Origin of the sequence: Vibrio sp. T9, from assembly GCF_003123985.1 — a bacterium.
GTDB lineage: Bacteria > Pseudomonadota > Gammaproteobacteria > Enterobacterales > Vibrionaceae > Vibrio > Vibrio diabolicus.
In genome coordinates this window covers 418,883-445,229 of record NZ_NIGY01000004.1, presented here as the reverse complement: position 1 = coordinate 445,229, position 26,347 = coordinate 418,883, and the positions used below count along the sequence as shown (strand labels likewise).

Genomic DNA, 26,347 nt, shown 5'->3' with positions numbered 1-26,347 from the left:
TGCTGTTGCTGTTGCTGTTGCTGTTGCTGTTGCTGTTGCTGTTGCTGTTGCTGTTGCTGTTGCTGTTGCTGTTGCTGTTGCTGTTGCTGTTGCTGTTGCTGTTGCTGTTGCTGTTGCTGTTGCTGTTGCTGTTTCAGCTTTTGTTCCACAACCGACAAGTTTTTCTTTGCAGCTTCAAAGTTGGGCTTTTCTTCAAGCAGTTTTTTATAAAGCTCTGCTGCTTCTTCTAATTGACCATTTTGCGCCAGAGAGTTGGCAAGGTTATAGCGGCCGTTAGGAGAGGAGTCATGAGAAAATGCTTCAATAGCGGCTTCGTAGTCACCTTTTTGGTAACTGGCGGCTCCTTTCCAGCTTGGGTTTGTAAATAGGTTTTGCGCCTGTTCATACTCACCTTGCTTGTAGAGTTCCGCTCCTCGTTGGTCGGCATTTAAGAACGGATTTGCTTCGGCGTGTTGTGTCCAAGTCATCGGTATTATTGTTGCCACAAACATCCAAATCAGGCCGCGTCGGAACAGTAAAGCTGCAGGCAGAAGTAACAGCGGCAGCAACCAAAAGCCACCGTTTAAGCGAGAGTCAGTGCTCACTTCTTCACTCTTCTTGGCCGAAAGTTGACTGCCAACGTTGCTCGTAAAGGCCGAAATGTTCTCAACATCGCGATTGGTGTGCTGAATAGGAACAAAAATTCCATCTGTTTTCTTTGCTAGTATTTGTAAATTCTTCAGATTTGTTTTCGCTACGACAGTTGTGCCTTGTGCAGTCTTTAAAAGAGAACCATCGGGTAGGGCGATGGGAGCACCATTAGCGGTTCCTACTGCAAGAACAGAGATCCGAATGTTTTTACCTTCGACCAAATTCAACGCGCGAGACAGTTCTGACTCATCAAGGTCATCAGCTAACACGATGATGTCGCCTTGTTGCACACCTGCTTGAGAGAACTGGTTGAGCGCTAATTCAATTGCGGAAGGCAGGTTTGCCCCTTGAAAAGGCATTAGCTCTGGTGACAAATTCTCGATAATGCCGGCAAGCGTACTGGAATCAGTCGTCAGTGGACTTAAGTTATAGGCATCGCCAGCGTAAGCAATAAGACCCGTAGCCCCTTCTTTCCATTTAGGAAGTAAGTCCAGCGCCTTATAACGTGTTTGCGCGAGTCGATTAGGCTTGATGTCCGTAGCGAACATCGAGCGAGACATATCAAGCACTAAAATGCGGTTTTGGTTTAACTCAAAGCTTGGGCGAGCGTTGGATTGCCAGCTTGGTCCCGCTAGCGCAATACAGGCAATCGCCCAAGCTACGCCCCAGAGAATAAAATAGTGTTTGGACTGCGTGTTTTGTCCGAGCACTTTAGCTAGGTGAGGGGCAATCAGTGTCGATTTTTTTGCTCTAAATTTGTGATTGAGCAAGAGCGCAATAGGGATTGCGATAAGCCCCAAAAGCCAATAAGGGTTAAGGAAAATAAACTCAGCCATGTTTTCTCCTCAGTAGGAATAACAATACCGACAGTACGAATGCAGCGCTTAATGGGTATGGGAACCATTCTGACTGCGGACGCCAAGTTTGCGTGTCGCTTGACACGGGCTCGAGCTGGTTGATCGTGTCGTAGATCTTTTCGAGCTGTTCAGTATCTCGCGCCCGAAAATATTGTCCACCAGTCATCTCTGCCACTTTAGTTAGTGTTTGCTCATCCAAGTCGGCTGCGGTGTTAACCTTGCGAGTCATGAAAAACTCTTTCACCATCATTTCACCAGCACCTACGCCTACGGTGTAAATGGTCGCATTGTATTTTTTTGCGATTTCCGCTGCTTCGAGCGGTTCGAGCACACCGGCAGTATTGCTGCCGTCACTAAGCAAAATCATGACTCGTTGCGGAGCATCACTGTCTACAAAAGTTTTCGTGCCTAGACCAATGCCATCACCAATGGCGGTTCGTTGACCAACCAAGCCGATGACGGTTTGATTAATCTGCTGCATGACGGTTTTACGGTCTGCAGTGAGTGGCGTCTGCAAATACGCGTGATCGCCAAACAAAACAACCCCGAGACGGTCGCCTTTTCGCTTTGCCACGAAATCCGACAGAACTTTTTTGACAGCGGTGAGGCGGTCGATGTATTCGCCGTTGAGCTCCATGTCTTCTTGCTGCATCGAGCCAGATAGGTCGACGACTAACATCAAGTCCCGATATTTGGGTTGGAACTCAACTGGATCACCAAACCAAACTGGACGCGCGCAAGCAATGATAAGAAGAACCCAGATCGCCATTGATAGTGATTTTTGCAGGGCTTGCCTAGGCTTGCTGCCATTCTCATTAGTTGGTAAGTACGCCAATTTGATCTCGGCTTGTTGAGATTCTTGTGGCAGGAGCTTGTATACCAGCCAGGGGACAGGCAGCAAAAATAGTGCCCACCACCAGACAAATTCAATGTTTAGCCATTGGGCAAGATCGGTTATGAGTGTTTGCTCAGTCACGGTTATTTGCCTTTTTCTTTGGTGGCAAAGCGTGAGTTATCCAAAAGACACAATCATCGACCAAGCTTTGATGATTTTCTTGAGAGGATTTCTGATACAGCGCTTCTTGCCACTGATGTTGTTTGTCTACGAATCGAGTTTCTTTGGTATGGCTATCGAGAAATTCATACCAAGCGATTCCAGTTAATGGCGCGATTTCTTCACGCGGAAAGTAACTCAATGCCGCCTGACGCAATATTTCTAGAGCAGAGGAAGGGGTATGAGGTGTGACAGATTGAGTTAAAAGTTTTAAGGCTGCCTTTTGCGCGCGTAGGCGTTTTTTACGCCACTTCGTATAAAGATAAATGCTGAAAACGAAAAGTACGGTGGCCGCAAGCACTGCCCACCATCCCCAAGCGAGCGGAAACCAATCCGGAGCGTTTGGTAAAATCAGAGGTTCAAGGTCTAGGCTTTGGTTGTTTGTTGTCATTATTATTACTGCTTAATAAATGCTGCTTGTACAGTTTGTTAGCTTAATTGTGAAATCAAGGGCCAACCACTTGATAGCGTGTTAAATGGAATCGCCATCGAATGGCATTGCTGTTTAATGGTTTCTTGGTGTTGAGTAAAGTGTGTTTCGAGTTCCTTTCTTTGGCCCTTGGAGCCAAAGTTGAACCATTGACTACGTTGTCCATCCGAGGCTTTTACTTGACCTCTAAAGTTTGTTTCACCTCTTTCTAAAGGATCATAAAACTGAATAGCCCTCACACTGTTGTGCTGTTTTAGTCGACGTAACTGCGTCAACTCTGCTGCGCTTATGTGGGCAAAGTCGCTGAGCATAATCAGTTCGCTGCCCTTAGGTGTCAGTGTATGAAGTGTTTCTAACACCTGAGTATACTGCAGTGTACGAGCCTCGTTGTTGGCAGTACGAGCCACCTGCGCGTTATGTGTATCGACGATAGCATTAAGAATCCGCAGCCCCTGTTTTTGTAGAGAGGAAGGGCGAAACTCAAAACATTGATGTCCATCGTCAATCACCGCACCGATGCGATCCTTTTTAGCCAAAGTGAGCCAAATCAACACGCTGGCAAAGTGAGCCAATTGAACCGACTTAAGCATATACTTAGACCCAAAATGCAGGCTAGAACTCAGGTCAAGGTAAAGAATCACAGCTTGCTCTTTGTCTTCTGCAAATAACTTTGTGTGCGCTTTCCCTGTACGAGCAGTTACCCGCCAATCAATACTGCGGATATCATCGCCAGGTTGGTATTGGCGTACTTCCATAAAATCCATGCCTCGCCCTTTTTGGCGGCTGGTATGGTTACCGCTCATTTGCGACCAGATACTTTGTGCTGGTGGCAACCAACGTACAGATTGAGTGCGGTATTGCAGCAGCTCTTCAAGGGTTAATGTCACCCCATTCGCATGAGGTGGCAATGGATGCGTTGTGGACATATCACTCCCTCGTCTTATGCACTGCCAACGAGGTTTAGCAGCTTATCAATGACTTGGTTTGCCGTAATGCCTTCCGCTTGAGCGTGGTAACTCAGTAATAAACGGTGGCGCAAAACCGGATAAGCCATGGTTTGAACATCTTCTGGGGACACAAAATCACGACCTGCAAGCCAAGCGTGCGCACGGGCACAACGATCCAGAGCGATGGTGGCACGTGGACTAACGCCCATTGACAACCACTTATCCAGCTCAGTGTCATATTCGCTGGCTCGACGTGTTGCCATAACTAAACGGACGATGTACTGCTCTATCGTTTCGGCCATATGAATATCCAACACTTCTTTACGCGCAGTGAATATATCTTGTTGGCTTAACATTGGGCGCTCGACGGTAGTTTCGCCTTTTGCTTCACCGCGGTTAATACGCAAGATAGATAGCTCATGCTCCGCATCTGGGTATTCCACTTCTAAATGTAATAAAAAGCGATCTAGCTGTGCTTCAGGTAGTGGATAAGTCCCTTCTTGTTCAATCGGGTTTTGAGTCGCCATGACCAAAAACAACTCTGGCAACGGGTAAGTATGGCGACCTGCTGTGACTTGTTTCTCTGCCATTGCTTCAAGCATCGCCGCTTGTACTTTGGCCGGTGCACGGTTTATCTCATCCGCAAGGATAAGAGAATTGAAGATAGGACCAGATTGGAAAGTGAACTCTCCGGTTTCGGGGCGGAAGATATCGGTGCCGGTTAAATCGGCTGGCAGCAAGTCAGGGGTAAACTGAATTCGGTGGAAGTCGCCTTCAACACAATCTGAGAGTGATTTTACTGCACGGGTTTTTGCCAGCCCAGGAGGGCCCTCAACCAAAATATGTCCATCTGCCAAAAGGGCAACAAGCAGTTGTTTGACTAGATCTTGCTGACCAATGATCTGCGACTCTAGGTATTGCTGAAGAGTTTCGAAGTTAGATTTATGCATGCTTTGGACTCTCGATATCCATTTGATTTTTGTGTTGAGTATTGGTCATTTTCCAGATGGAAAAAGTTCCAATGCGCTTTCGCAATTTATCTTTTCAATATTGGGACGCTGCAGAGAATTGCAAGTACTTGCTATCACTGAAAGTTCTTATCTGACAGAGCGTTACATTTATTTTTCATAATATAGTGAGAAATGCCTCTAGTTTTGTATATGTGAGCCGATAAAGTTTCTGTGATGTGCGTGTCATGAGATATGCACCAGATTCCCCTTATGGGGCCAATAACAAGTGATTCTTTTAAAAGGTCCGAATATGTTGAAACTTCATTCCTTGAGCATCAAACAGAAGGTTGTACTTGGTATTACGTTTGCTGTTTTAGCATCAACAATTATCGTTGGTGTTATGGCTCAGCGTCATGCAAGAGATGTGTTGAGCCACCGTCTTATTAATATCGAACTACCTGCGATGCTGCAGCAAATCAATACAGAAATTGACCGCGAAGTTGTAGAGATGCAACAAGCCGCAAAACAGCTCGCAACAAACGAGTTTATTGTCGAAGCTCTATCTAATACAGACCGCGATCCGTCGGTAGAAGTTCAGTTAGTTCAGCAGCTCAATAACGTTAAATCCCAGTACGGACTTAATGATGCGTCGGTAGCCAATCGTCAAACGGCATATTACTGGAATCAAAACGGGTTCTTGCGTCAGCTTAATCGAACTCAAGATGCTTGGTTCTTTGGCTTTACGTCTTCTGGTCAAGAAACGTCAGTGAGCGTTTTCCAAGAGGCAAACGGCGAAGTAAAAATGTTTGCCAACTACCAAGACTTAAATGGTACATCAATGTCAGGTCTTTCAAAGTCGATGGACGACATGGTTGCGCTGCTCAATGGGTTTAAAATTGAAGATACGGGTTATGTGTTCCTCACTAACGAACAGGGTGAGATTCAAATACATCGTCAACAAGGTAAAAACCAAACTTCTATCACCAAGCTATTTGGTAGTGATGCGAGTGCACTGCTGAATAAAAACAGCTTCAATTTGATTAATGTGGACTTTGAAGGGCAGGACACGTTTGTTTCCAGTTTGTATGTTCCTTCAATGAACTGGTTTGTCATTGGTGTAGTTCCTGTCGATGAAGTCTTCGCGGACCTAAATGCTACTGCGCAAAAAATGCTGTTTACGACCATCATTGTCGCCGTTGTATTCATTCTGATGGGCGTATGGTTGGCAAATAGTATTACTAAACCAATTCGACTGATTGCCGATCGTTTTACCGACCTTGGGCAAGGTGAAGGCGACTTGGCGCAGCGCATTGAAATTCAGGGTAATGATGAAATTGCTCAGCTTTCAAAAGGCTTCAACGGATTTATTGAGAAGATCCACGCCACAATGAAAGAAGTTGCTTTAACCAGTGGCTCATTAAGTCAAGCCGCAGAAAGTGTTTCGACGAAAGCAACATCCACACATGACAACAGCCAAGAGCAGCGTGATCAAACCATTCAAGTTGTTGCGGCGATTAACCAGATGGGTGCGACCATCAGCGAAATTGCATCGAACGCGGCTACTGCTGCCGATACGGCAAATCAGGCTTCTGATAATACTCAAACGGGTCGTGAAGTGGTTATGAAAGCCAAAGAGGTGATTAGCCGCCTAGCTGATGACGTAGAAACGACCAATATTGTCGTCACGCAGCTGGCATCGACAACTAAAGATATTGGCTCGATTCTGGGCGTAATTCGTGACATATCAGAACAAACCAACTTGCTTGCGTTGAACGCCGCGATTGAGGCTGCACGTGCTGGAGAGCAAGGTCGTGGTTTTGCGGTGGTTGCTGACGAGGTAAGAAACCTAGCGTCACGCACGGCTGATTCAACAGAAGAGATCCAACGGATGATCAACCAACTTCAAAGTGACGCACAAGACGCAGTAAGTGCGATGGAAGCGGGTAAAGCGGTCACTATTGAAGGGGTCGCTTCAACCGATGAAGCAGTGGAAGTGTTAGTCAATATTTCTGAGCGAATTACAGACATCTCTGATCGTAATACGCAAGTTGCTACGGCGACGGAAGAGCAATCCACTGTGGTGCATACCATTAACCAAAACATTGAAGAAATCAACGCGATCAATGAAATGACAACGGCAACGGCAGAAGAGCTGGCGGATGCAAGTCGTGATCTTCAAGCGCTCTCTTCACGTCTGGACAAGATGGTTGGTAGCTTCAAGCTATAGAGTTGGATAGAATAGCCGAAGTTTAAAAGTTCACTAACTAAATTTAGGTAAGTACTATGAATGACTTCGAAAAAGAACTAGAGCAGATTTCTCAGGAAGCCGCTCAGGAGCCAGAAGTAAAACTGCCGTCGCTAGAAGAGCAAAAAGCGATCGTCGCTGAGCTAAAAAAGCTGGAAGCAGAAGGTAAGTTGACGCCAGAAGTGTTAGAGCAACACTTTGGTAAATTTAACCAGAAAAACTCTGTTCCAGTTCACTAAGCTAGGGTGAGGTTTCGGCTCTAACGGGCGCGACAAAATCACCAACTCAAATACAAAAAAGGGAGTGTATGCTCCCTTTTTTAATGCCTGAAAAATGCTAATACCTCTTACAGACTTGCCACTTAAAAATTATTGACACTTCAATGAGTTATTAATTAGTACTAGTTATTTTCATACTTGACAATACTACTGCTCTATCTAAATCTATTGCGTATTTCAATAAAAGCGACCAAGGGAATGCGATCAGGATGGAGCAACAAAAAACAAGAAATGTCATTTTAATCACGGAGGGCAGTCTGCAGTCATCTCTGCTGAAAGATGTATTGGAGACCAAACTCTGTATTAGTGTTGCTCTAATCACACCAGACTCTCTTATTCACGGAGCGTTAGATTCGCCTTTAGCGTCAGCCATTATTGTTGATTGCAGTGTGATCACTGATGAAATCTTTCGGCGTTATTCGGAATTTAAAGAGTCGCAACAGAAAGATACGCTCGAAATCTTAATTAATTGTGATCAATCCATTTCGACTGAAGATCTTTTTGCTTGGCGTACTCTAGCAGGTATTTTCTATACCTCTGATGATATAAAAACGCTGCAAGTTGGGATTGGTAAGGTACTTCAGGGGGATATGTGGTTCAGCCGTAAGTTTTCTCAGCAATATATTACTCACCTTCGTCGCCACTGCAAACCTATAAATAAGAATGTTCCCGCTATTTTGACCAAACGAGAGCAACAAATAATTACCTTTCTCTCTATGGGGGCTTCCAATCAACAAATTGCCGAACAACTATTTGTGAGCGAGAATACGGTAAAGACTCATTTACACAATATTTTCAAGAAGATTGAAGTAAAAAATAGAGTCCAAGCACTTATTTGGGCGAAAGAAAATATTTCGGATAACTCGTTAACAGTGTAATGTCCTTGAAATATTACGTTATTTAATTTAGTGAGTTCTTAATCATTGCTGTGACCTAAATGTGTTAAAAGTGTTTCTTTTATGAGAAACACTTTTTTTGATTCTCTTTTTAATAACTTTGGAATTTAAAAAAGTAGCAAATAACTTTACTCTGTGGACTAGCACTTACATATCACACTAAGTGCGGGCGATTAACGACGAATTTAAGAATGTTAAGTCACTGAAAGTATGAGAAACATTATGGAACAGTATATGGAAAAGCCTGAAGTCCTAATGCTCACTCAACAAAGTTTACAGAGTGAAAACTTTAAGGAAATGCTTTCTAAAAATATAGAAACTAAAATAACGATCATAGATACTAAAAACCCTAGTTATCACGAACTCATTCCGGAACGCTACTTTTTGCTTGTTGATTTTTCAGTTGAGATTCCATCCGAAACTTTAGTTTATTTAAAAGATAGTAATAAAGTGCTAGGAACCATAATGCTTAATTTAGGTTATGACTTAGACACAGAAGAACTCGCCTCATGGCCGAATGTAAAGGGTATATTCGGTCCGGGAGACTCTATGGACAAGGTGTGTCAGGGGTTAAAAGCAATAATAAAAGGAGATAATTGGCTGTCTCGAAGATTACTGGATCAGCTGGTTAATTATTATCGAGGAAAAGAAGCGAATAGCATTATTGAGCCTGCTATCGAGGTAGAGCTTACTCGGCGTGAAATTCAAGTTTTAAAAATGTTGAAAGAAGGAGGCTCAAATATGGAAATTGCTGATTCTTTATTTATCAGTGAGCATACTATTAAATCACATCTATACAATATTTTTAGAAAGTTAGAAGTAAAGAACCGTACGCAAGCAACAAGTTGGGCTAGGCGAAATCTGTAGTACTAGTATTAACTTACTGTAATAAAAAGAAAATACTCTATAAAGTACTAAGTTTTATATTTATTATTAAAATGTCAGTCTGAAATATCATCCCATATTCAAACTTATTCCTATTAGGTTGACTATTAGACTTCTCATGTCTGTTACAAATCTACTCAGACATAGAATAAAAGGTCTATTCAATTATTAAGACAAGAGGGAATAAAAATGAGCACAAGTGACAATGACACGTATCTAGGCGATGCAGGTGTAAATAACCAATTTGCTGATTTCGATGGCGGCGATGACTTGTTTATTGGTTTTGGTGGTAATGATTCGTTTGTTGGCGGTGGCGGTAACGATTATGTGATCGGCGGCGACGGTGATGATCGCCTAACTGGTGGTGCTGGTGATGACATCTTAAGGGCTGGTACAGGAAACGATTACCTCGGCGGTGGTACAGGTAATGATTTGCTTTTGGGTTTGTTGGGTGACAACAAACTAAATGGCGGCGTCGGTGAAGATATTCTTGTAGCTGGTTCTGGTGATAATGTTCTAGTTGGCGGCAGCAATGGCGATAAGTTTGTGTTCACGGATAAGTTTGGTGGCCATGGCGAAGCAAAAGTTGTGGATTTCACCATTGGTGAAGATTCTTTGCACATTATTAGCGACTCGGTCACAGACTTCGGTGATTTAAGCTTTAGCTATGATGCTGTAGGTAATGCCGTGTTTACCGATGGTGCTGATCTAACCGTGAAACTCATTGGCGTTACCGAAACTGACATCAATACTTACGGTGCGGATTTATTTGCAATCTAAATGACTTAAATCACTCAGAATGGGATTTAGTTTGTGTGGCTCTGTCACGCTGAGGTGAACTAACTCGGTCATTCTAGAGTGTATTTGAGGCTGTCTTAAGTTAGGTGCTAGCTTTTGCTGGCGCCTAAATTTTCAATTTAAACGGAAATAGTCGTGCAAAAAACGGTTTTCAAAGAAGTGAGACAAAAACTATGCACGCTTGCGGGCTTGCTAATCGCTTTTAGCCTTTTTATCAACATACTAGTCCTCTCGATTCCCTTGTACATGCTTCAAGTGTACAACCGAGTGATATCCTCCTATTCAACCGATACTCTACTTTTGCTCACTATTATCGTGATTGTCGCGTTACTAACCATGTCGATTATTGATATCGCTCGCGCGCAAATGAGTAAATCATTTGGTTATTGGATGGACACCAAACTGTCCACTTTTATGCTTAAGCGCAGCATTCAATACCAATCGCACACAGGGAAGAGTTACACCTCGCAAACGCTGCGAGACATTCAGAACATCAAAAGCTTTTTGAGCAGCCAAGCACCCTATCCACTATTGGATGCGCCTTGGACACCGCTGTTTATTTTGTTCGTATATTTATTGCACCCAGTATTGGGTCACATCGCGTTACTCGGGTCTATCGTATTGTTTAGCCTCGGGCTACTCAATGAGCTAATGACGCGTAAAACCATGCAAGAGAGTGAAGTCAGGGCGATCTCTCATATCAACAACGCCGAGTTAGCCACGCAAAATGCCAATTCAATTCTTGCGATGGGGATGATGAACGCGTTCTTAGAGAAATGGCAGTCGCGCGTGAATGAAGTCAATATGCTCGAAGAGCGAGTGGCAGGTAAGTCCATTTACATGGCTAACTTTTCTAAGTTTGTACGTGGTTCACTACAGATCTTTTTGCTGGGAGGCGGAGCATGGTTAGTGATCCAACATGAGATTACTGCGGGAGCGATGATCGCGAGTTCCATTTTAATGAGTCGGGCACTCTCGCCGATGGAGCAGGCGATTGGAACATGGCGAAGTGCTATGTCTGCTAAAGGCGCGTATAAACGACTAAAAGAAATCGACGCAATCGTACGCCAAGATGAATCGAATATGCCACTGCCAAAGCCAAAAGGACACTATGAACTTACTGGACTTGCTTATCGCCATCCTGGCACAACAGAGCCTGTACTCTCATCGATCAACTTATCTATTCCTCCCGGAGTCGCTGTCGGAGTTATTGGCCCTTCTGGTACTGGTAAATCGACGTTTGCTCGGTTGTTATTAGGTACGATCAAGCCACTAGCGGGTAAGGTTACGCTTGATGGTATGGAAGTGTCTACTTGGGCATCGGAAGACCGCGGCGCCCATTTTGGTTATCTCGCTCAAGAAGTAGAGTTGTTTCCTGGCACAATTCGGGAGAACATCGCGCGCTTCAAAGAGGAAGACCCCGCTAAAGTCATCAAGGCGGCGCAACTAGCAGGATGTCATGAATTAATACTCAAGAAAAACAAAGGCTATGATTTCGTTATTGGCGAAAATGGCCGTGGTTTATCTGGAGGAGAAAGGCAGAGAATCGCACTTGCAAGAGCCGTTTATGGCGATCCATCTATTGTGATTTTCGATGAAGCTAATGCCAACCTTGATGGTGAAGGAGAGGCTGCATATCAACGTTTGATTGCCCATTTAAAGGCGCAAGGATCAACGATTATCGTCATTGCCCATAATCCGAGTACATTACGACAAATGGATAGATTGCTGTATTTAGCTGAAGGTCGAGTCAAATTATACGGTGATAAAGATGAAGTATTAAAACGCTTGATGGGCGAAGAAAGAACAGATATTCCAAGGGTAAGAAATGAGCAATCAACTGCCAGCCGTTAATCAGCATCCGTCTGAAACCGTTTATCGTTTTAGTCCGCAAGCGAAACTAAGCTTTCGAAAGCCAATTTTACTTGGTGTGGTGACGCTAAGTGTTTTTCTTGGCGGTCTAGGCTACTGGGCTGCGACAGCGAAATTAGAGAGTGCTGCGATTGCTTATGGCGATTTGTCTGTTCTCACTAAGCGACAAGAAATTCAACATCTAGAAGGCGGCATTATTGAAAAGCTGTACGTGCAGGAGGGGGACTTAGTTGAAAAAGGTCAATTATTAATTCAACTCTCTAAGCGACAAGCTATGGCGAAGTTGGATTCATTAAGTGGTCAGTTTATTCATACTCTAGCGAAGGAAAACCGTCTAAGTGCTGAGCTAGATGAATTGCCAACGATCGTATGGTCTGATGATCTTGAAAGTATTCCTCGCGTCGATATCGTCCAAGAAGCTCAACTGGTTCAAAACAAGATCTTTGAAGCGAGAAAGCGATTCTTTGATAGTAAGCTGAGCATCATTGAGCAGAGTATTTCTGGGGCAAATTTGGAGCTGGAAAACCTCCAGCAAACCAAAGTAATTGAGAGAGAAAGACTCAATTTTATCGCCGAAGAAATAGACAGTAACCAAGCTCTAGTTCAAAAAGGCTTTTCGGGTAAATCCACCTTACTTCAACTCAAACGTCTTGCGGCGGAAGTGCGGAGTACCTTAAGTCAGTTAGACAGACAATCACTCACAGTAAGCAAAAGGTTGGATGAAAACCAAGCGCAAATTGAAGAGTTGAAGCTTGAAAGACTAAATGAGATTGTCGAGGAGCTACGAAACACCAAAAAGGAAATCGTCGCCATTCGTGAAGAGTATCGCTCAGCACAAGATATTGTAGCGAGAACAACCATCAATGCACCTATTGCAGGCCGTGTGGTCAACATGCAGGTGTTTACTGAAAAAGGTGTGATTGGTTCGGGTGAAACGCTATTGGAGTTGGTTCCTCAAGACGATAAGTTGTTAGTCGAGGCTCGCGTGAATCCCCAGGATATCGATTTAGTTAACCCAGGTCAGCAGGCGCATGTTCGTCTGACCGCTCTGAATGCTAGAACGTTGGCACCATTAGACGGCACGGTGTTAACGATTTCTGCGGATAAGCTTTCACAAGAAAACCAAGAGGATTTTTACCTCGCTAGAATTGCAATTTCGCAAGAAGATGTAGCCAAACACCGCTTAACTTCAGGAATGAACGCGGAAGTGCTTATTTTATCTGAACCGCGAACGCCTTTAAGTTATTTAATAAAGCCAATCACTGAAAGCATGAATCGCGCTTTTAGAGAGGAGTAATCTCAAAAGTACTTGAGTGAACACGGACAACTGACAAAATAATTTGTTATGGTTACCCGTTACTAGGCCGTATTTTAATTCTAAGGGAGCCGTGGAATGGAGAAAGTGCAGTTAGTCGTCGATTTTCTTCTCACTCATAAACTGATTTTTACCGCACTGATCTTTGTGATTATGTGGTTAATTCGTCGTACCATTTTATCGATGATTCGTGGTGACCATGCCTTTCTTTCTGAAGATCAGCGCAGCTGGATGTCCAGAACTAAGAACGGCACCTTTGCCGTTACATTACTGATTTTATTTATTTTATGGCAATCAGAAATAAACGAGTTTGCTCTAAGTGTCACGGCGATAGCGGTTGCCATTGTTGTGGCATCCAAAGAGATAATTTTGTGTTTTACAGGCTCGATTCAAAGAGCAAGCTCACGTTCTTTTCGTGTCGGTGACTGGATTGAGGTCGGTAAACTGTGCGGCGAAGTGATCGAGCACAATATGATGGCGACGGTGATTCAAGAGATCGACCTGCACCATGGGCAATATCACTACACCGGAAAAACCGCGACCTTACCCAATAGTATGTTTTTTACTTACCCAGTAAAGAACCTCAATTTTATGAAGCGCTACGTCTACCACAATTTCTCTATCGTGGTGAAAGACTTCGTTAATTTGTATCCTCTGTTACCAATCTTGACCGACAAGATTGAAGAGCATTGTAGCTACTTCAGTGATGTTGCACATCGCTACAATGCGATGATTGAAAAACACGCTGGGGTCGATCTTCCCGGTGCAGAGCCACATATGCATATTTCTAGCAATATCAATGGTGAGCAGATTTTGCATGTTATGATTTTCTGCCCGACCGATAAAGCTAACCACTTGGAGCATTTGATTCGTAAAGACTTTATGGAACTTTATGAGCAGCGCTTTCCTGTGGTGAGTGAAAAATAGAGAAGTGTCGTACGCCAGTTAAAACAAACCCCGCTATCAAACATAGCGGGGTTTGTTTTTCTAACGTTATTTCCAGCTCTAACTATATTCCCTGAATACTTAGCTGAATTTACTTTTCAGCATTAAAAACAGAAAGTAAGTACTGCCTAAAATAGAGACCAATGTGCCAGCTGCGACCTGACTTGGATAAATAGCGATTTGTCCCAGCCAATCTGCCCACAACATTAGGGTTGCACCAATTAAGGCTCCGACACTTAGTTGCTCTTTCACTTTTCTTGCTCCTAACATCATCGCCATATGGGGAGCGACCAAGCCAACAAAAGATATCGGACCAACTGTAGCGGTAGAAAAGGCGCATAATAAAGCAACGATGGTGAGCATTAGCGTATTGGCTACGGTGGGGTTAAGTCCTCGTGCATTTGAGAATTGTCGTCCGATGGAAATTAATGTTAGCCAGCGAGAAATCGCGAATACAGCGGTAAGCAGAACCATTATTGCCAAACATAGCATCAGTGCGGTGTCGGCTGTGACTCGATAAATTGAACCAGTTAGCCACAATAAAATTTTGTAACTGTCACCAGAACCTTGAGCTAGCGAAAATTGAACAAGGGCTTCTAATAGTGCCGTTAGTGCGATGCCGGACAACACGAAGTTAGATGGATTAAAATGGCTTCGTTTACCGATAATCAGCAATAACATCAATACGGACATACTTCCGAAAAAAGCGATCCCCCAGTTAAATGCGGAGAGAAGTGACCCAGCGATGACTCCTGTCGTAATAATGGCAAACGTGGCTCCGGAAGACACACCGAGAATATCGGGACTTGCCAGAGGGTTGTAAACAATGCGTTGCAAAATGATTCCTGCAACGGATAGCGCAATACCGACAGAAAGTGCGGTTAGCATTCGCGGCCAGCGTAATTGCCATTGGAACTCCCCTGGCACGGACCATTGGATCCCGTTTATACCATGGGTAACGAATGAGTAAACCAGAACCCCGACGATGCTCATTATCACTATGCTACAAACTGCGCGCTTAGAAAGCGCCGTTTTTCCTTGGCTCATTGAAAGGTTAAGTTGATCGGTTGCCGTCAGCTTTTTACGAGTAAACCAAATTAAAGCGGGAGTGCCAATAGCTGCAGCCGCTACGCCGCTAGGAATGGTTTCCTCTAACCATAAGCTTAGCGAGATGGCGGCAGAGTCGGTGATGATTAATAGCATTGCGCCCATTAGCATGCTGCTGATCAATTCGTCACGTGGCGTTCTCGCTCCCATTGCACGGGCGATGTTTGGTGTTAACAAGCCGATAAAACTGATGATACCAACCGCAGTGATTGAGGCTGATACCAGCCAAATACCCATCACCATTAACGTGCTAAAAGCAGGTACTACCGATAAGCCTCGGGCTGCTGCGCCTTCTTGTCCTAGTTTCATTAAGGTCAGAATACGTGGTGCGACGATCAAAATTACGATAGCGATAGCGCAGCGAGGCAATAACCACTCAAACCAATCCCAGCTGTATTGAGAAAGGTCTCCTGCTCCCCACATAAAGATATTCTGTGCAAACTGGGCGTTTAAAATAATAATGGCTGTGGCGATAGAACCGAGCAAGATATTGATCACCATCCCCGAAACGACCAACGGCAAACCTGTCATATTACGCACACCGGCAATAGATACGATCAGGCCAAACGCCACTAAGGCGCCTACCATTGCGGCTAATGCAGAGTAGTCGGCTACCCAATCAACAAACCAAATGTTTACCACGACTAATGCAAGCCAAGCCCCAGAAGAGGTGCCAAGAGTCAAAGGAGAGGTGAGGTTATTCTGCGTTAATTGCTGCATTAAGCTGCCAGTGAGACCAAGCATGGCACCAACAAGCAGAGTAATACTTAACCTAGGAAGCTGAGCTTGCGTAAAAAATACGTCACGAAATTCGCTCGCTACCTCTGGTTTTGTTAATAATTGCCATTGTTCGAAGAGTGATAAATTAGTGTCAATTTGTAGACTAAAGACGCTAAGTAACGTAATCAGCGCCAGATAACCAATATAATGTTTCGTTCTCATTGCTTTGGTGCCAGCTCTATTAGACTGTCGGTAATCGCTTCAGCGGTGTATTGCAAAGACATAGCACCGCCATACGCCCACACTGCTCTGACTGAATTTACCCGCTGCTTCTTTACAAACGGCATCGCTTGCCAAAGTGGCGAATCTTTCAGTTTGCGTTCTTCTGGGAAAGGTTGTACGTAGAGAACGTAGCTGTTGTGAAGGTTTTGAAGTCGATTAATCCGATCTTGCTTTACCCCCCACGCACGTGGGTCCTCTTTAATTGGAGTCTGTAATCCCAGCTTTCTGACCACGTAGTCTGTGGTGGAATTTTCGGTTGCAAGAAACACTGTATTCGGCGTTGAAAAACGCATCACCAAAACACTGAGTGGCTCAGAGTAATAGTGGCGAATTCGCTGGCGCATTTGCTCAAATGATGTGTCTAATTGTGTCAGTTTCTGTTCAGCAAGTGCCTCTTTATTGAATAGCTTGCCGAGCGTACGAAAATGACGAATGGCCGTTTCAGCTGCGGCCTCACTTTCAGAAAAATTAGGTAAATAGATTACCGGAGCAATTTGTTTGAGTAACGGAATCAAGTCTTGCTGTGGAGACGCAGTAAGGATGACATCTGGCTTCAAGCTGGCGATTTTTTCTAAGTTGGGCTCTGCTCGGGTTCCAATATCTTCAATTGACTCTGGTGCAGTTGGATTGACGACCCATTGGCGGTAGCCTGGTAAATTTGGGGCTGCGATTGGTTCTACGTTTAGCGCCAAAACTTGTTCTAAGATGTCCCAGTTTAAGGCAACAACGCGTTGTGGCGCTTGCTCAAAACTATGCTCACCATATTCATCGGTAACGGTGATGACTGCATTTGCATTAGTCATAAAAAATGCCAACAGAAAAGCAGATTGTGTAACCACAGTAAGTAAACGAGCTATTATGCGCATACAACAGCCACCTTTTGGCTCGCCAATGTGTTGGCTGGAGTTGGATGATCAATGAGCTTAATTGGTGACTCATACAACTCAGAAAGGCGCTCCTCATCTAGCAACATGCCGGCGTTGCCTTCGAACGCAATTTGACCTTTCTTGAGCGCAACAATGTGGGTTGCATAGCGCAGTGCTAAGTTCAAATCGTGCAGGATCACGATAATGCCTACGTTCTCGGTTCTATTTAGCTCTGCCAGTAACGCCATCAGTTGAAACTGATGGTGAACATCGAGCGCCGAGGTTGGTTCATCGAGAATCAAAATTGGCGATTGTTGAGCCAACAGCATAGACACCCAAGCGCGTTGGCGCTCACCGCCCGATAAATCGTCCGCTAATGCTTGAGCAAACGGAGCTACGCCAGTGAGAGCCATGGCTTCTGCGATGATCTGTTTGTCTTCAGGTTTCCAGCGACCAAGTGCGCCACGCCACGGAAAGCGACCTAAGCGCACTAGCTCTTCTACTGTTAAACCAGCCGAGGAGGGCAGCTTTTGTGGCAAATAGGCGATCTGCTTTGCCAGCTCTTTGGTTTTGAGTGATGAAAGGGAAGTGTCGTTTAGTGTTACCGTGCCTTTATCTGGAGACATTTGACCAGAAAGCAGGTTCACCAGTGTCGATTTGCCTGAACCGTTATGGCCCAAAACGACAGTTAGTTCATTCGTTGGGATGTTAAGTTGGTCGATGACGAGGATCTGACGTCCACCTCGAACGATCTCAATATTAGACAGTTGAAACATGGATGACTCTTAGGAGAAAACTCCCCTCAAGAGAGGGGAGTAGAAAGTTCAATTACCAGCGGTAGTTTGCGTTTAGCATAACAGAGCGAGACTGGCCGTAGTAACACCAGTAATCGCAACCTGAAACAAACTCTTTATCCAGAATGTTGTTAACGTTTAGCTGTGCTTGCCACTGTGAAGTGATGTCGTAAGTGACTGACGCATCCCAAAGAGTGACTGAAGGAACAGTTAGGTTCGAGCTCTTAGGGTTATCTTTTGACTCACCTACGTAGCGCACACCAGTACCGATATTGAGGCCTGGAATCAGGCTGTAGGCGCTGTAGTCTACCCATGCTGAAGCTTGGTGTTCAGGAATAAGTGCGGCTTGTTTTTTACCTTGGCCAAAACTCTCATCTGTTTTCGCTTTAGTGTAGGTGTAGCTTGCCATCAGTTTTAGATCGTCGGTTAGCTGCGCCGTGCTTTCAAGCTCAATACCTTGAGAAGTCACTTCCCCCGTTTGTGTCGCGATCCATGTTGAAGGGTTAGTCACCAACGCGTTCTTTTGCGTAATGTCGAACCATGCAAGGTTGATAAAGCCATCCATAAAGCCTGGCTCATACTTCACACCTACTTCTACTTGTTCACCTTCTAGCGGTTTGTATAGTTCATTGGTTGCTGTATCAATTGTACTGATCACTTCAAACGACTGAGAGTAGTTTGCGTAAGGTGACAGACCATTGTTTGCAAGGAACATAACACCCGCGCTGAGAGACAACTGACCATCATCACGAGATTCGTTTTGATCAACGCCTGCGCCTTTGCCAGAGTTTTCTGTTTTCACCCAGTCGTAACGAGCACCGATGTTACCAATCCACTGTTCATGCAGTTTCAATTGGTATTGTGAGTAGACACTTGCTTGAGATTTCTCAATCTCACGTTTCACGTTGTTGGCAGGATCAAGAGGGGTGAAGTTGCCGTAAACTGGGTTCCACGGGTTGATGGTGCCAAACGCGTAGTTGTCCTGCTCGTCGCCATCGGTTTTGTGGAATTGCAGATCCATACCGACAAGCACCGTGTGCTCTGCGTTGTCTGTCATCCAGTTGCCGACAGCATTGTTATCGAACGTGATGCTCTGGTTTTTTCCGTCACGGAATACGATGCCTTGCGTTAACTCTTCTTTCGCTGGATCGTTGTTTGAGAATGCGTAAGAGCTGCGCAAGTACAACTCATTGGAGCCGTAGTTGAGGTTTTGCGAGAATGACCACGTGTCATTGATGTCGTGCTCTAGTAAGTAACCTAGAGAAAACTGCGTGCGTTCGTATTTATCGTAGTTTGGCTGACCAAGGTTAGTCGAAGGATCGATTTTGCCAAAGTTAGAACCAATCAGAGTACCTGCTGCCGGGAAGAATGGGTTAGTTGGTACACCGTCATCATGAAGGTAAGTAGCCAAAACGGTCAGCATTGTACGGTCAGAAATGTCGAACTCGACACTTGGCGCTAGGTAGAAACGCTCGTTATTTGTGCCGTCCAGTTCACCGTCTTGGCTTGTCATCAAACCAACCAAACGATAGCGCACGGTGCCTGCGTCGTTTGCTTCGTCAGCAATGTCAAAACCTACGGATTGGTGTTGGTTGTTGCCAACTTCGACTTTTACTTCGCCTTGAGGCGTAAACGTTGGTTTTTTCTGCACCGCATTCACGATACCGCCTGGTGCCGATTCACCAAACAGAATAGCTGATGGGCCTTTAACGATTTCTACACTTTCTAGGCCGTAAGGTTCGACTAACCATGTGTAGTAACCATCGCGGAATAGGCGGTTGCCGTTTAGGTAAGTCGCTGCATCAAATCCACGAACTTTGAACCAATCAGTGTCGTTGTCTGCGCCATAAGGTTGAGCGGTTACACCAGACGTGTAGCGTAATGCTTCGTCCAATTTTTGCGGTGCACGAACACGAAGTTCATCTTCAGAAATGATAGATACGCTGCGCGGCGTTTCTGCCGCAGGGGTTTCTACTTTAAGTGCTTGTGCGGTGACCGTAATGGTCTCCATTGCAATAATGTCATCTTGTACAACGTCTTCTTGAGCTTGTGCTGTGAATGCAACCACTGCTGCTGTTGGTGCCAAAGCACAGACCAATGCGTTACGGATCGCGATGGTCAGTAAGTTATTCTTTGTCATAAATATATTCCCGACAATTATGATTAACGCTAAGCTTAATTGTAATTATTATCATTTGAACTTTTGTTTCGGTATTTTACTGACTTTTGTATCAAAAGATAGTAAAACGTTCGCAAATTCATTCGCGGTACTTAAAGTCGTTGTTATGTTCAATTGGTTTGAAAAACTGACCCAACCCTTTCCCCAGATGGAAACCGAAAAGCCACCGAAGACACTTTTTGGCTTCTGTCGCTTTTACACTCGTGGCTTTGAAGCCCCTTTACTTGTCATGGCTGTGTTCAGTGCGCTTATTGCCATTACTGAGGTGACGCTGTTGCGTTATATGGGTGAGCTCGTCGATATTCTCTCTAATCAAGATCGCGCAACATTCTGGCAAGATCAGGGTGATCGCATGCTAATGATGCTGTTCTTAGTGGCGGTTGTGATGCCAGCTCTGGGTTTTGTCCACTCAATGGTGATGCACCAAACGTTATTGGGTAACTACCCGATGTCTATCCGTTGGTTGATTCACCGTTACTTGCTAAAACAAGCGGTTGGATTTTTCCAACGTGACTTTGCAGGCCGAGTTGCGACCAAAGTGATGCAAAGTGCGTTAGCGGTACGAGAAACGGTCATGAAGCTGGTGGATGTACTGGTTTATATCAGCGTTTATTTTCTTTCGATGCTCTGGATGATGGGCGAGGCCGATGGTTTGCTGATGTTGCCTATTGTGATTTGGATAGGAATGTACGCGGTTATCCAGTTCTACTTTATCCCTAAAATGAAACAAGTAGCGACAGAGCAAGCGGATGCTCGCTCTGTAATGACTGGGCGCATTGTCGATTCTTACACCAACATTTCTACCGTAAAACTATTCGCTCATTCACAGCGAGAGTTGGAATACGCAGAAAGCAGCATGAAGCAGTTTTTGGTGACGGTTTACCGCCAAATGCGCATGGTGACTTGTTTGCTGTTTAGTGTCGATGCCATCAACTATTTACTGCTGATGTCTATCAGTGCCATTTCGGTTTATCTATGGCTAGATCACGCTGTAACAATTGGTGCTATTGCGATTGCCATTAGTATTGCGTTGCGCGTACAAGGAATGTCGAAGTGGATCATGTGGGAAGTTAGCGCACTGTTTGAAAACATCGGTACAGTAGTAGACGGTATTAATACGATTTCAAACGACGTTGAAGTGAAAGACATACCAAATGCCAAGCCTCTGCAAATCTCTCAAGGTGAGATCTGCTTTGATCACGTAGGTTTTAACTACAGTGATGAAAAGGCGGTATTTGAGAACTTGAACCTGACCATCAAACCGGGCGAAAAAGTCGGTATTGTCGGTCGTTCAGGGGCAGGCAAATCCACGTTGGTTAACCTGTTGCTGCGTTTTTACGACGTAAATACGGGGAAAATTTGTATTGATGAACAGGATATTTCTCAAGTCGAACAAGAGTCGCTGCGCCAACACATTGGTATGATCACGCAAGACACCTCTTTGCTACATCGCTCAATTAAGGAAAACATTCTTTACGGTGATCCAGATGCTTCAATGGATGCCGTTATCGCAGCTGCTGAAAAAGCACACGCTCATGATTTCATTCAATCTCTAAGAGACGAGCAAGGTAACGTTGGCTATGACGTTGAAGTGGGTGAACGCGGCGTGAAGTTGTCTGGCGGTCAGCGTCAACGTGTGGCGATTGCTCGCGTGCTGCTGAAAAACGCACCAATTTTGATCATGGACGAAGCAACGTCTGCACTTGATTCAGAAGTGGAGTCGGCAATTCAAGAAAACCTTGAAGTTCTGATGGAAGGAAAAACAGTGATTGCAATTGCTCACCGTTTATCAACGATTGCCGCGATGGATCGTTTGATTGTGATGGATGACGGCAAAATCATTGAGCAAGGCTCACACCACGAGCTGCTGCAATTGGGCGGCGTTTACGCTCAGTTGTGGAAGCATCAAACCGGCGGCTTTTTGTCTGAGCAAGGTGATGCTCAACTGCAAGTCATCTAATATGACGCTACACGAAAGAGGAGCAAATGCTCCTCTTTTTTGTGTCTGCCGTTTATACCGAGTGAGTAGGCGTCAATGGGTGACGTTTACTTGTGATTATTCATTAAGTTAGGCCAACTTAATGATGGTTATGTCTATAACTCACTGTCGTTCTTGCATTTTTTACGCTTTTTTTACGCGAACTCCGAATGGGCTTTTGCTAAAGTTTCTGCATCGAATTTTGGTTGATGTACTTTATGTTTGCTCATTGGCAAGATAACACATTTCTCTTTTCTGCCATCGTGATTGTTGGCGCGGTTGTGGCCTCATGGCTGTTGGACCAATTGTTTGGCTCTACGGCTGCCGTCCTGCTGATTTTGCAGTTAGCAGTCGTAGTGGTGGCGTTTCAATGCAACTCGCGATTCGCTTATGCGGCGGCGGTGATCGAAGCGTTGAGCTTCAACTTCTTTTTCACGACGCCTCGTTACTCTTTGCAAATGTTTCGTCCGGAAGACATTTTTAATCTAGTCGTGTTTATGGTGGTGGCATTTATCACCAGCACTTTTGCAGATCTTTATCGTCGCCAGCAGGGCGAGTTAAAACAAACCAAGCTGCAAAATAGCATCCTGTTATCGGTGTCCCATGACCTACGCACGCCGCTAGCAACCATTATTGGAACACTGACCACACTCAACGAGTACATGCCCAAGCTCAAAGACTTAGAGCGCAAAGAATTGCTCGACAGTGCGACTTCAGAAAGCCACCGCTTGCATCAATATATCGAGAACCTCTTACAGGCGACTAAGCTCCAGCATGGCACATTAAAAATTACTAAAAAAGATGAGCTGATTGCGGATATTGTGCGGGATGCGGTTTCTCGTTTGCCGAATTACACCGAGAAAGTATCCATGAATATGGATGATTCCGTTGGTTATTTATCAGTAAGTCGTTCGCTTATCGAACAAGCGATCTTCAATGTGTTGGATAATGCCATGCGATTTTCGCCAGAGAATGAATCTGTTGAGGTTTCTCTTTCTAAGCAGGGTTCGTCGTGCGTGATTGATGTTCGGGACATGGGGATTGGCATCAAAGCTGAAGATGCGGAAAAAATATTCAATCTTTTCTATTCTGGTGTGAACAACAAATCGGCCGATTCAGGCACCGGAATGGGACTCGCGGTTGCCAAAGGCATCATCACCGCACACCAAGGAGAGATTCAATCTATGCCAGTATCAGAAGGGACGCTGATCCGCATTCGACTTCCACTCAATCAAGGAGCAGAGCAGGCGTGAGTTACAAAGTTTTAGTCGTGGACGATGAGCCTCGCATTCATACCTTTATTCGAATTTCGCTGTCTGCTGAAGGGTTTGATTACATTGGCGCGAGTACCATTGCAGAAGCCAAAGCGTGTTTCGAAGCGTATTCGCCGCACGTAATTCTGCTAGATTTAGGCTTGCCCGACGGCGATGGGGCGGAGTTTCTCACTACGCTTCGTCAGACGTATAAAACGCCAGTGCTAGTGCTGACAGCTCGCGATCAAGAAGAGGAAAAAATCCGCCTTTTAGAAGCGGGCGCGAATGATTACTTGAGCAAGCCTTTTGGCGTAAAAGAGCTCATCGCGCGCATCAAAGTGCTGGTTCGAGATTTGGTGGATGAGCAAACGGTCGCTGATGAGCTGGTGGCTGGCCGAGTCAAAATCATCAAAAGTACTCACCAATTTTGGTTGGATCAGAGGGAAATTCCACTCACCAAGAAAGAGTTTTCCTTCATTGAACAGTTGATTCTCAAGCCGGGAAAACTCATTGAGCAAACTCATTTGCTATCGGTAATTTGGGGAAAAAGTCATGTCGAAGATACTCACTACTTACGCGTGTTAGTGAGTCAACTACGCAAAAAACTGAACGATAGTGCTGACGAACAGCGGCTATTAAAAACTGAGCCGGGGCTGGGCTATCGTTTAGTGCTTGAGGCGTCCAAGCACCACTAAATTCCAAATTTAATCAACGTTAATGCCAAGGTTTAGTGCTGGTTATCGGCACTCGAACAGGATTCGTGTTGCCTATTTTTCGTGATGGAAAATCAGTCTAGCCCTTAACGCATTAGCATTTTCTATACATAAAACACAGTTAGGGATTGATATGGCTCACTTTACAGTAATTGGTTTAGGGCGATTTGGCGTTGCCGCCAGCTTAGAACTTATTCATCTTGGACACACCGTAACGGGGGTGGATAGCGACCCGAAAATCGTCGAAAAATACGTCGAAGAGTTAACGCAAGCGGTCATATGTGACGCGACAGACGAAGGTGCATTCAGAGAATTAGCGCTAGCGAACAGTGATGTGGTGTTGGTGGCGATTGGTGAAGACATGCAAGCCAGTTTGTTGTGTACGCTGGCGCTGAAAAATCTGGGTGTGAAATCCATTTGGGTCAAAGCGAGCACCAAAGCGCACCATACCATCGTGTCTAAGCTTGGTGTACAACGTATTATTCATCCGGAAGAGGAGATGGGCGTAAGAGTCGCGCAGGCACTCAACTATCCGATGGTGAACAACTATTTGGAAATGGGCCATGGTTTGTATGTGGTGGAAATCCACGTTAAATCCAATCTGCACCATACGCCGCTTTCTAAGTTGATCAGCCGAGGCAGTTACAACATTCAGCCGATATTGGTGAAGCGCGAAGAAGCCGTCTACACCAATATCAATGATGAGTTTGTGCTTAATGAGTTCGACACGCTGTTGCTTTGCGGTAGTCGCGCTGAGCTGAAATACGTCGCTCCAAGGTTGGTGTAACATGGTTTTGTGGCATCCCTCTATTATCCCAATCGAGCGAAAACCCAAAGCGGGTAAAAAATTGTTGGGCGCACCGCCATTGATACTTAGTCTCAGTTTTGCATGCTTGATCATGCTCGGCACAGTTTTACTCAAACTGCCGATTGCCACCACAGAGCCTATCACTTGGATTCAAAGTCTGTTTACTGCGACATCGGCCATTACGGTGACGGGATTAGTTGTGGTAGACACGGGCACGGCGTTTACGCCTTTTGGGCAAGTGGTTATTGCCTTCCTGATTCAATGTGGTGGCCTAGGTTTGATGACGTTTGCCATCGTGACCTTGCTGGCTCTGGGCGGAAAAATTGGCTTTTTGGAGCGAGCCGTCGCGAGAGAGGCGTTCAACCAAACTGACTCATCGACACTCATTGCCACCGCTAAATCTGTATTGATGTTCGCTCTGCTCGTTGAACTTATTGGTTTCACTATTTTGAGCGTTTATTGGAGTGAAGAGCTGGGTTGGAAAACCAGTTTGTTCCATGGTTTCTTCTACACCATCAGTGCGTTTAACAATGCAGGTTTTGCGTTGAGTGCCGATAGCTTAATGCCTTACGTGGACGACCCGGTCGTTAACTTCACCATTACCAGTTTGTTCATTATTGGTGGTTTAGGCTTCTCGGTTTGGATTGACTTAAAACGCAATCGCCGTTGGCACCAACTCACCGTTTACAGTCGAATGATGATCTTAGGCACGATGATCATTAACGTGGTGGCACTTATCGCGATTTACCTGATTGAATATGACAACCCCAACACGCTTGCCCCGTTGAGCGAAGCAGGGAAATGGTGGGCATCGTGGTTTCAAGCGGTGACGCCAAGAACGGCAGGCTTCAACACTTTAGCTATCGATCAGTTGGAAGATGCCACAACGGCGATCATTCTGGTGTTGATGTTTATCGGCGGTGGATCATTGAGCACGGCAAGTGGTATTAAAGTTGTGACATTTATGGTGTTAGTCTTGGCAACTTACAGCTATTTGCGTCGTGATGAAGCAACCTATGCCTTTCAACGCGAGATTCCCAAAGAGACCATCAGCAAGGCATTGGCGCTGACTCTGATCTCGGTGGGGGTGACTTGGTTTGCCATATTCACGCTGTTACTGACCGAGAAAGCGTCTATGTTAGACATTATGTTCGAAGCGGTCTCGGCACTGGGTACGGTTGGTTTGTCGCGAGGCTTAACGGGCAGTTTGTCCGAACCGGGTGAGTTAGTGATCATCTTCATGATGTTTATGGGACGATTAGGGCCTCTTACTTTAGCGTACTTCTTAGCCAGCCCAAGAAAGAAAAAAGCGCGTTACGCGAGCACTAAACTGGCAATAGGGTAAATGGGCTAACTCGAAGAAAATGACCAAAAGGCTAGGCATAAGAGGAGTAACTGCTCCTCTTTTTTGTGCTCTTTGTAGCCACGAAACTGTACACGGTTGCCTCTCTCACAACAATTTATGATTCATCTCTATTTTTTATCATTTATAAATTGTCGTTTTTGAGGTGTTGTCCAGAATGGCATTATCCACGTGCAACATAA

The 26,347-nt window shown here is 45.0% G+C and carries 22 protein-coding genes; 13 read left to right on the top strand and 9 right to left on the bottom strand.

Annotation, left to right across the window (positions count from 1 at the left end; all coding sequences use genetic code 11):
* From CBX98_RS10860 to CBX98_RS10840, 5 genes are all read right to left on the bottom strand, one after another.
* The coding region (locus CBX98_RS10860; RefSeq protein WP_109169194.1) for a VWA domain-containing protein at positions 1-1,466 on the bottom strand (1,466 nt) is incomplete at its 3' end.
* Complete coding sequence (locus tag CBX98_RS10855) at positions 1,459-2,463, bottom strand: VWA domain-containing protein (protein WP_085344156.1); 1,005 nt, start codon at positions 2,461-2,463, stop codon at positions 1,459-1,461. The genes CBX98_RS10855 and CBX98_RS10860, both read right to left, overlap by 8 nt.
* A complete protein-coding gene (locus CBX98_RS10850) occupies positions 2,456-2,932 on the bottom strand; it encodes a DUF4381 domain-containing protein (RefSeq protein WP_047008481.1) in 477 nt (158 codons plus the stop codon). The genes CBX98_RS10855 and CBX98_RS10850 overlap by 8 nt, the downstream gene beginning before the upstream one ends.
* A 38-nt stretch (positions 2,933-2,970) precedes the next feature.
* On the bottom strand, positions 2,971-3,897 hold the full coding sequence (locus tag CBX98_RS10845) for a DUF58 domain-containing protein (RefSeq protein ID WP_006741915.1): 927 nt from the start codon (positions 3,895-3,897) through the stop codon (positions 2,971-2,973).
* Positions 3,898-3,911: 14 nt separating this feature from the next.
* On the bottom strand, positions 3,912-4,868 hold the full coding sequence (locus CBX98_RS10840; RefSeq protein ID WP_005392397.1) for a MoxR family ATPase: 957 nt from the start codon (positions 4,866-4,868) through the stop codon (positions 3,912-3,914).
* 310 nt (positions 4,869-5,178) lie between these two features.
* On the opposite strand from CBX98_RS10840, the gene CBX98_RS10830 reads away from it, so the two are divergent.
* The 8 genes from CBX98_RS10830 to CBX98_RS10795 all read left to right on the top strand — a co-directional run bounded on the left by CBX98_RS10830 (position 5,179) and on the right by CBX98_RS10795 (position 14,084).
* Positions 5,179-7,095 (top strand): methyl-accepting chemotaxis protein, encoded by a 1,917-nt coding sequence (locus CBX98_RS10830; RefSeq protein ID WP_109169193.1) that lies wholly within the window; start codon positions 5,179-5,181, stop codon positions 7,093-7,095.
* 56 nt (positions 7,096-7,151) lie between these two features.
* Positions 7,152-7,352, top strand: a complete 201-nt coding sequence (locus CBX98_RS10825; RefSeq protein ID WP_005392406.1) for a restriction endonuclease subunit S — start codon at positions 7,152-7,154, stop codon at positions 7,350-7,352.
* A 248-nt stretch (positions 7,353-7,600) separates the two neighbouring features.
* Complete coding sequence (locus tag CBX98_RS10820) at positions 7,601-8,269, top strand: LuxR C-terminal-related transcriptional regulator (RefSeq protein WP_109169192.1); 669 nt, start codon at positions 7,601-7,603, stop codon at positions 8,267-8,269.
* Between the two features lie 228 nt (positions 8,270-8,497).
* Positions 8,498-9,154 (top strand): LuxR C-terminal-related transcriptional regulator, encoded by a 657-nt coding sequence (locus CBX98_RS10815; RefSeq protein WP_109169191.1) that lies wholly within the window; start codon positions 8,498-8,500, stop codon positions 9,152-9,154.
* 207 nt (positions 9,155-9,361) lie between these two features.
* Positions 9,362-9,952, top strand: a complete 591-nt coding sequence (locus tag CBX98_RS10810) for a calcium-binding protein (RefSeq protein ID WP_005392412.1) — start codon at positions 9,362-9,364, stop codon at positions 9,950-9,952.
* Positions 9,953-10,105: 153 nt separating this feature from the next.
* Positions 10,106-11,824: a type I secretion system permease/ATPase gene (locus CBX98_RS10805; protein WP_109169190.1), complete on the top strand. Its 1,719-nt coding sequence runs from the start codon at positions 10,106-10,108 to the stop codon at positions 11,822-11,824.
* Positions 11,799-13,139 carry an HlyD family type I secretion periplasmic adaptor subunit gene (locus tag CBX98_RS10800; protein ID WP_047008476.1) on the top strand — a complete coding sequence of 447 codons (1,341 nt, stop codon included), beginning with the start codon at positions 11,799-11,801 and terminating at the stop codon, positions 13,137-13,139. The genes CBX98_RS10805 and CBX98_RS10800 overlap by 26 nt, the downstream gene beginning before the upstream one ends.
* 96 nt (positions 13,140-13,235) lie before the next feature.
* Positions 13,236-14,084: a mechanosensitive ion channel family protein gene (locus tag CBX98_RS10795; RefSeq protein ID WP_005392418.1), complete on the top strand. Its 849-nt coding sequence runs from the start codon at positions 13,236-13,238 to the stop codon at positions 14,082-14,084.
* 99 nt (positions 14,085-14,183) lie between these two features.
* Here CBX98_RS10795 and fhuB read toward each other — a convergent pair whose 3' ends face one another.
* Genes fhuB through CBX98_RS10775 form a run of 4 tightly spaced genes read right to left on the bottom strand, consistent with a single transcriptional unit; the run spans position 14,184 to position 20,011 of the window.
* Positions 14,184-16,151 carry a Fe(3+)-hydroxamate ABC transporter permease FhuB gene (gene fhuB, locus CBX98_RS10790; RefSeq protein ID WP_109169189.1) on the bottom strand — a complete coding sequence of 656 codons (1,968 nt, stop codon included), beginning with the start codon at positions 16,149-16,151 and terminating at the stop codon, positions 14,184-14,186.
* Positions 16,148-17,077, bottom strand: coding sequence for an iron-siderophore ABC transporter substrate-binding protein (locus CBX98_RS10785; protein ID WP_109169188.1), 930 nt, complete (start codon positions 17,075-17,077; stop codon positions 16,148-16,150). Before CBX98_RS10785 ends, fhuB begins: the two co-directional genes overlap by 4 nt.
* Positions 17,068-17,853, bottom strand: a complete 786-nt coding sequence (locus CBX98_RS10780) for an ABC transporter ATP-binding protein (RefSeq protein ID WP_109169187.1) — start codon at positions 17,851-17,853, stop codon at positions 17,068-17,070. Before CBX98_RS10780 ends, CBX98_RS10785 begins: the two co-directional genes overlap by 10 nt.
* Positions 17,854-17,905: 52 nt before the next feature.
* A complete protein-coding gene (locus tag CBX98_RS10775; protein WP_109169186.1) occupies positions 17,906-20,011 on the bottom strand; it encodes a TonB-dependent siderophore receptor in 2,106 nt (701 codons plus the stop codon).
* Between the two features lie 145 nt (positions 20,012-20,156).
* On the opposite strand from CBX98_RS10775, the gene CBX98_RS10770 reads away from it, so the two are divergent.
* The 5 genes from CBX98_RS10770 (at position 20,157) to CBX98_RS10750 (ending at position 26,147) form a co-directional block, all read left to right on the top strand.
* A complete protein-coding gene (locus tag CBX98_RS10770; RefSeq protein ID WP_109169198.1) occupies positions 20,157-22,010 on the top strand; it encodes an ABC transporter ATP-binding protein in 1,854 nt (617 codons plus the stop codon).
* Positions 22,011-22,246: 236 nt separating this feature from the next.
* Positions 22,247-23,281, top strand: a complete 1,035-nt coding sequence (locus CBX98_RS10765; protein WP_172605956.1) for an ATP-binding protein — start codon at positions 22,247-22,249, stop codon at positions 23,279-23,281.
* Positions 23,278-23,976 carry a response regulator transcription factor gene (locus CBX98_RS10760; protein WP_109169184.1) on the top strand — a complete coding sequence of 233 codons (699 nt, stop codon included), beginning with the start codon at positions 23,278-23,280 and terminating at the stop codon, positions 23,974-23,976. The genes CBX98_RS10765 and CBX98_RS10760 overlap by 4 nt, the downstream gene beginning before the upstream one ends.
* A 151-nt stretch (positions 23,977-24,127) precedes the next feature.
* Positions 24,128-24,781: a TrkA family potassium uptake protein gene (locus tag CBX98_RS10755; RefSeq protein ID WP_109169183.1), complete on the top strand. Its 654-nt coding sequence runs from the start codon at positions 24,128-24,130 to the stop codon at positions 24,779-24,781.
* 1 nt (position 24,782) lies between these two features.
* Positions 24,783-26,147 carry a TrkH family potassium uptake protein gene (locus CBX98_RS10750; protein WP_109169182.1) on the top strand — a complete coding sequence of 455 codons (1,365 nt, stop codon included), beginning with the start codon at positions 24,783-24,785 and terminating at the stop codon, positions 26,145-26,147.
* Positions 26,148-26,347: the final 200 nt, after the last annotated feature.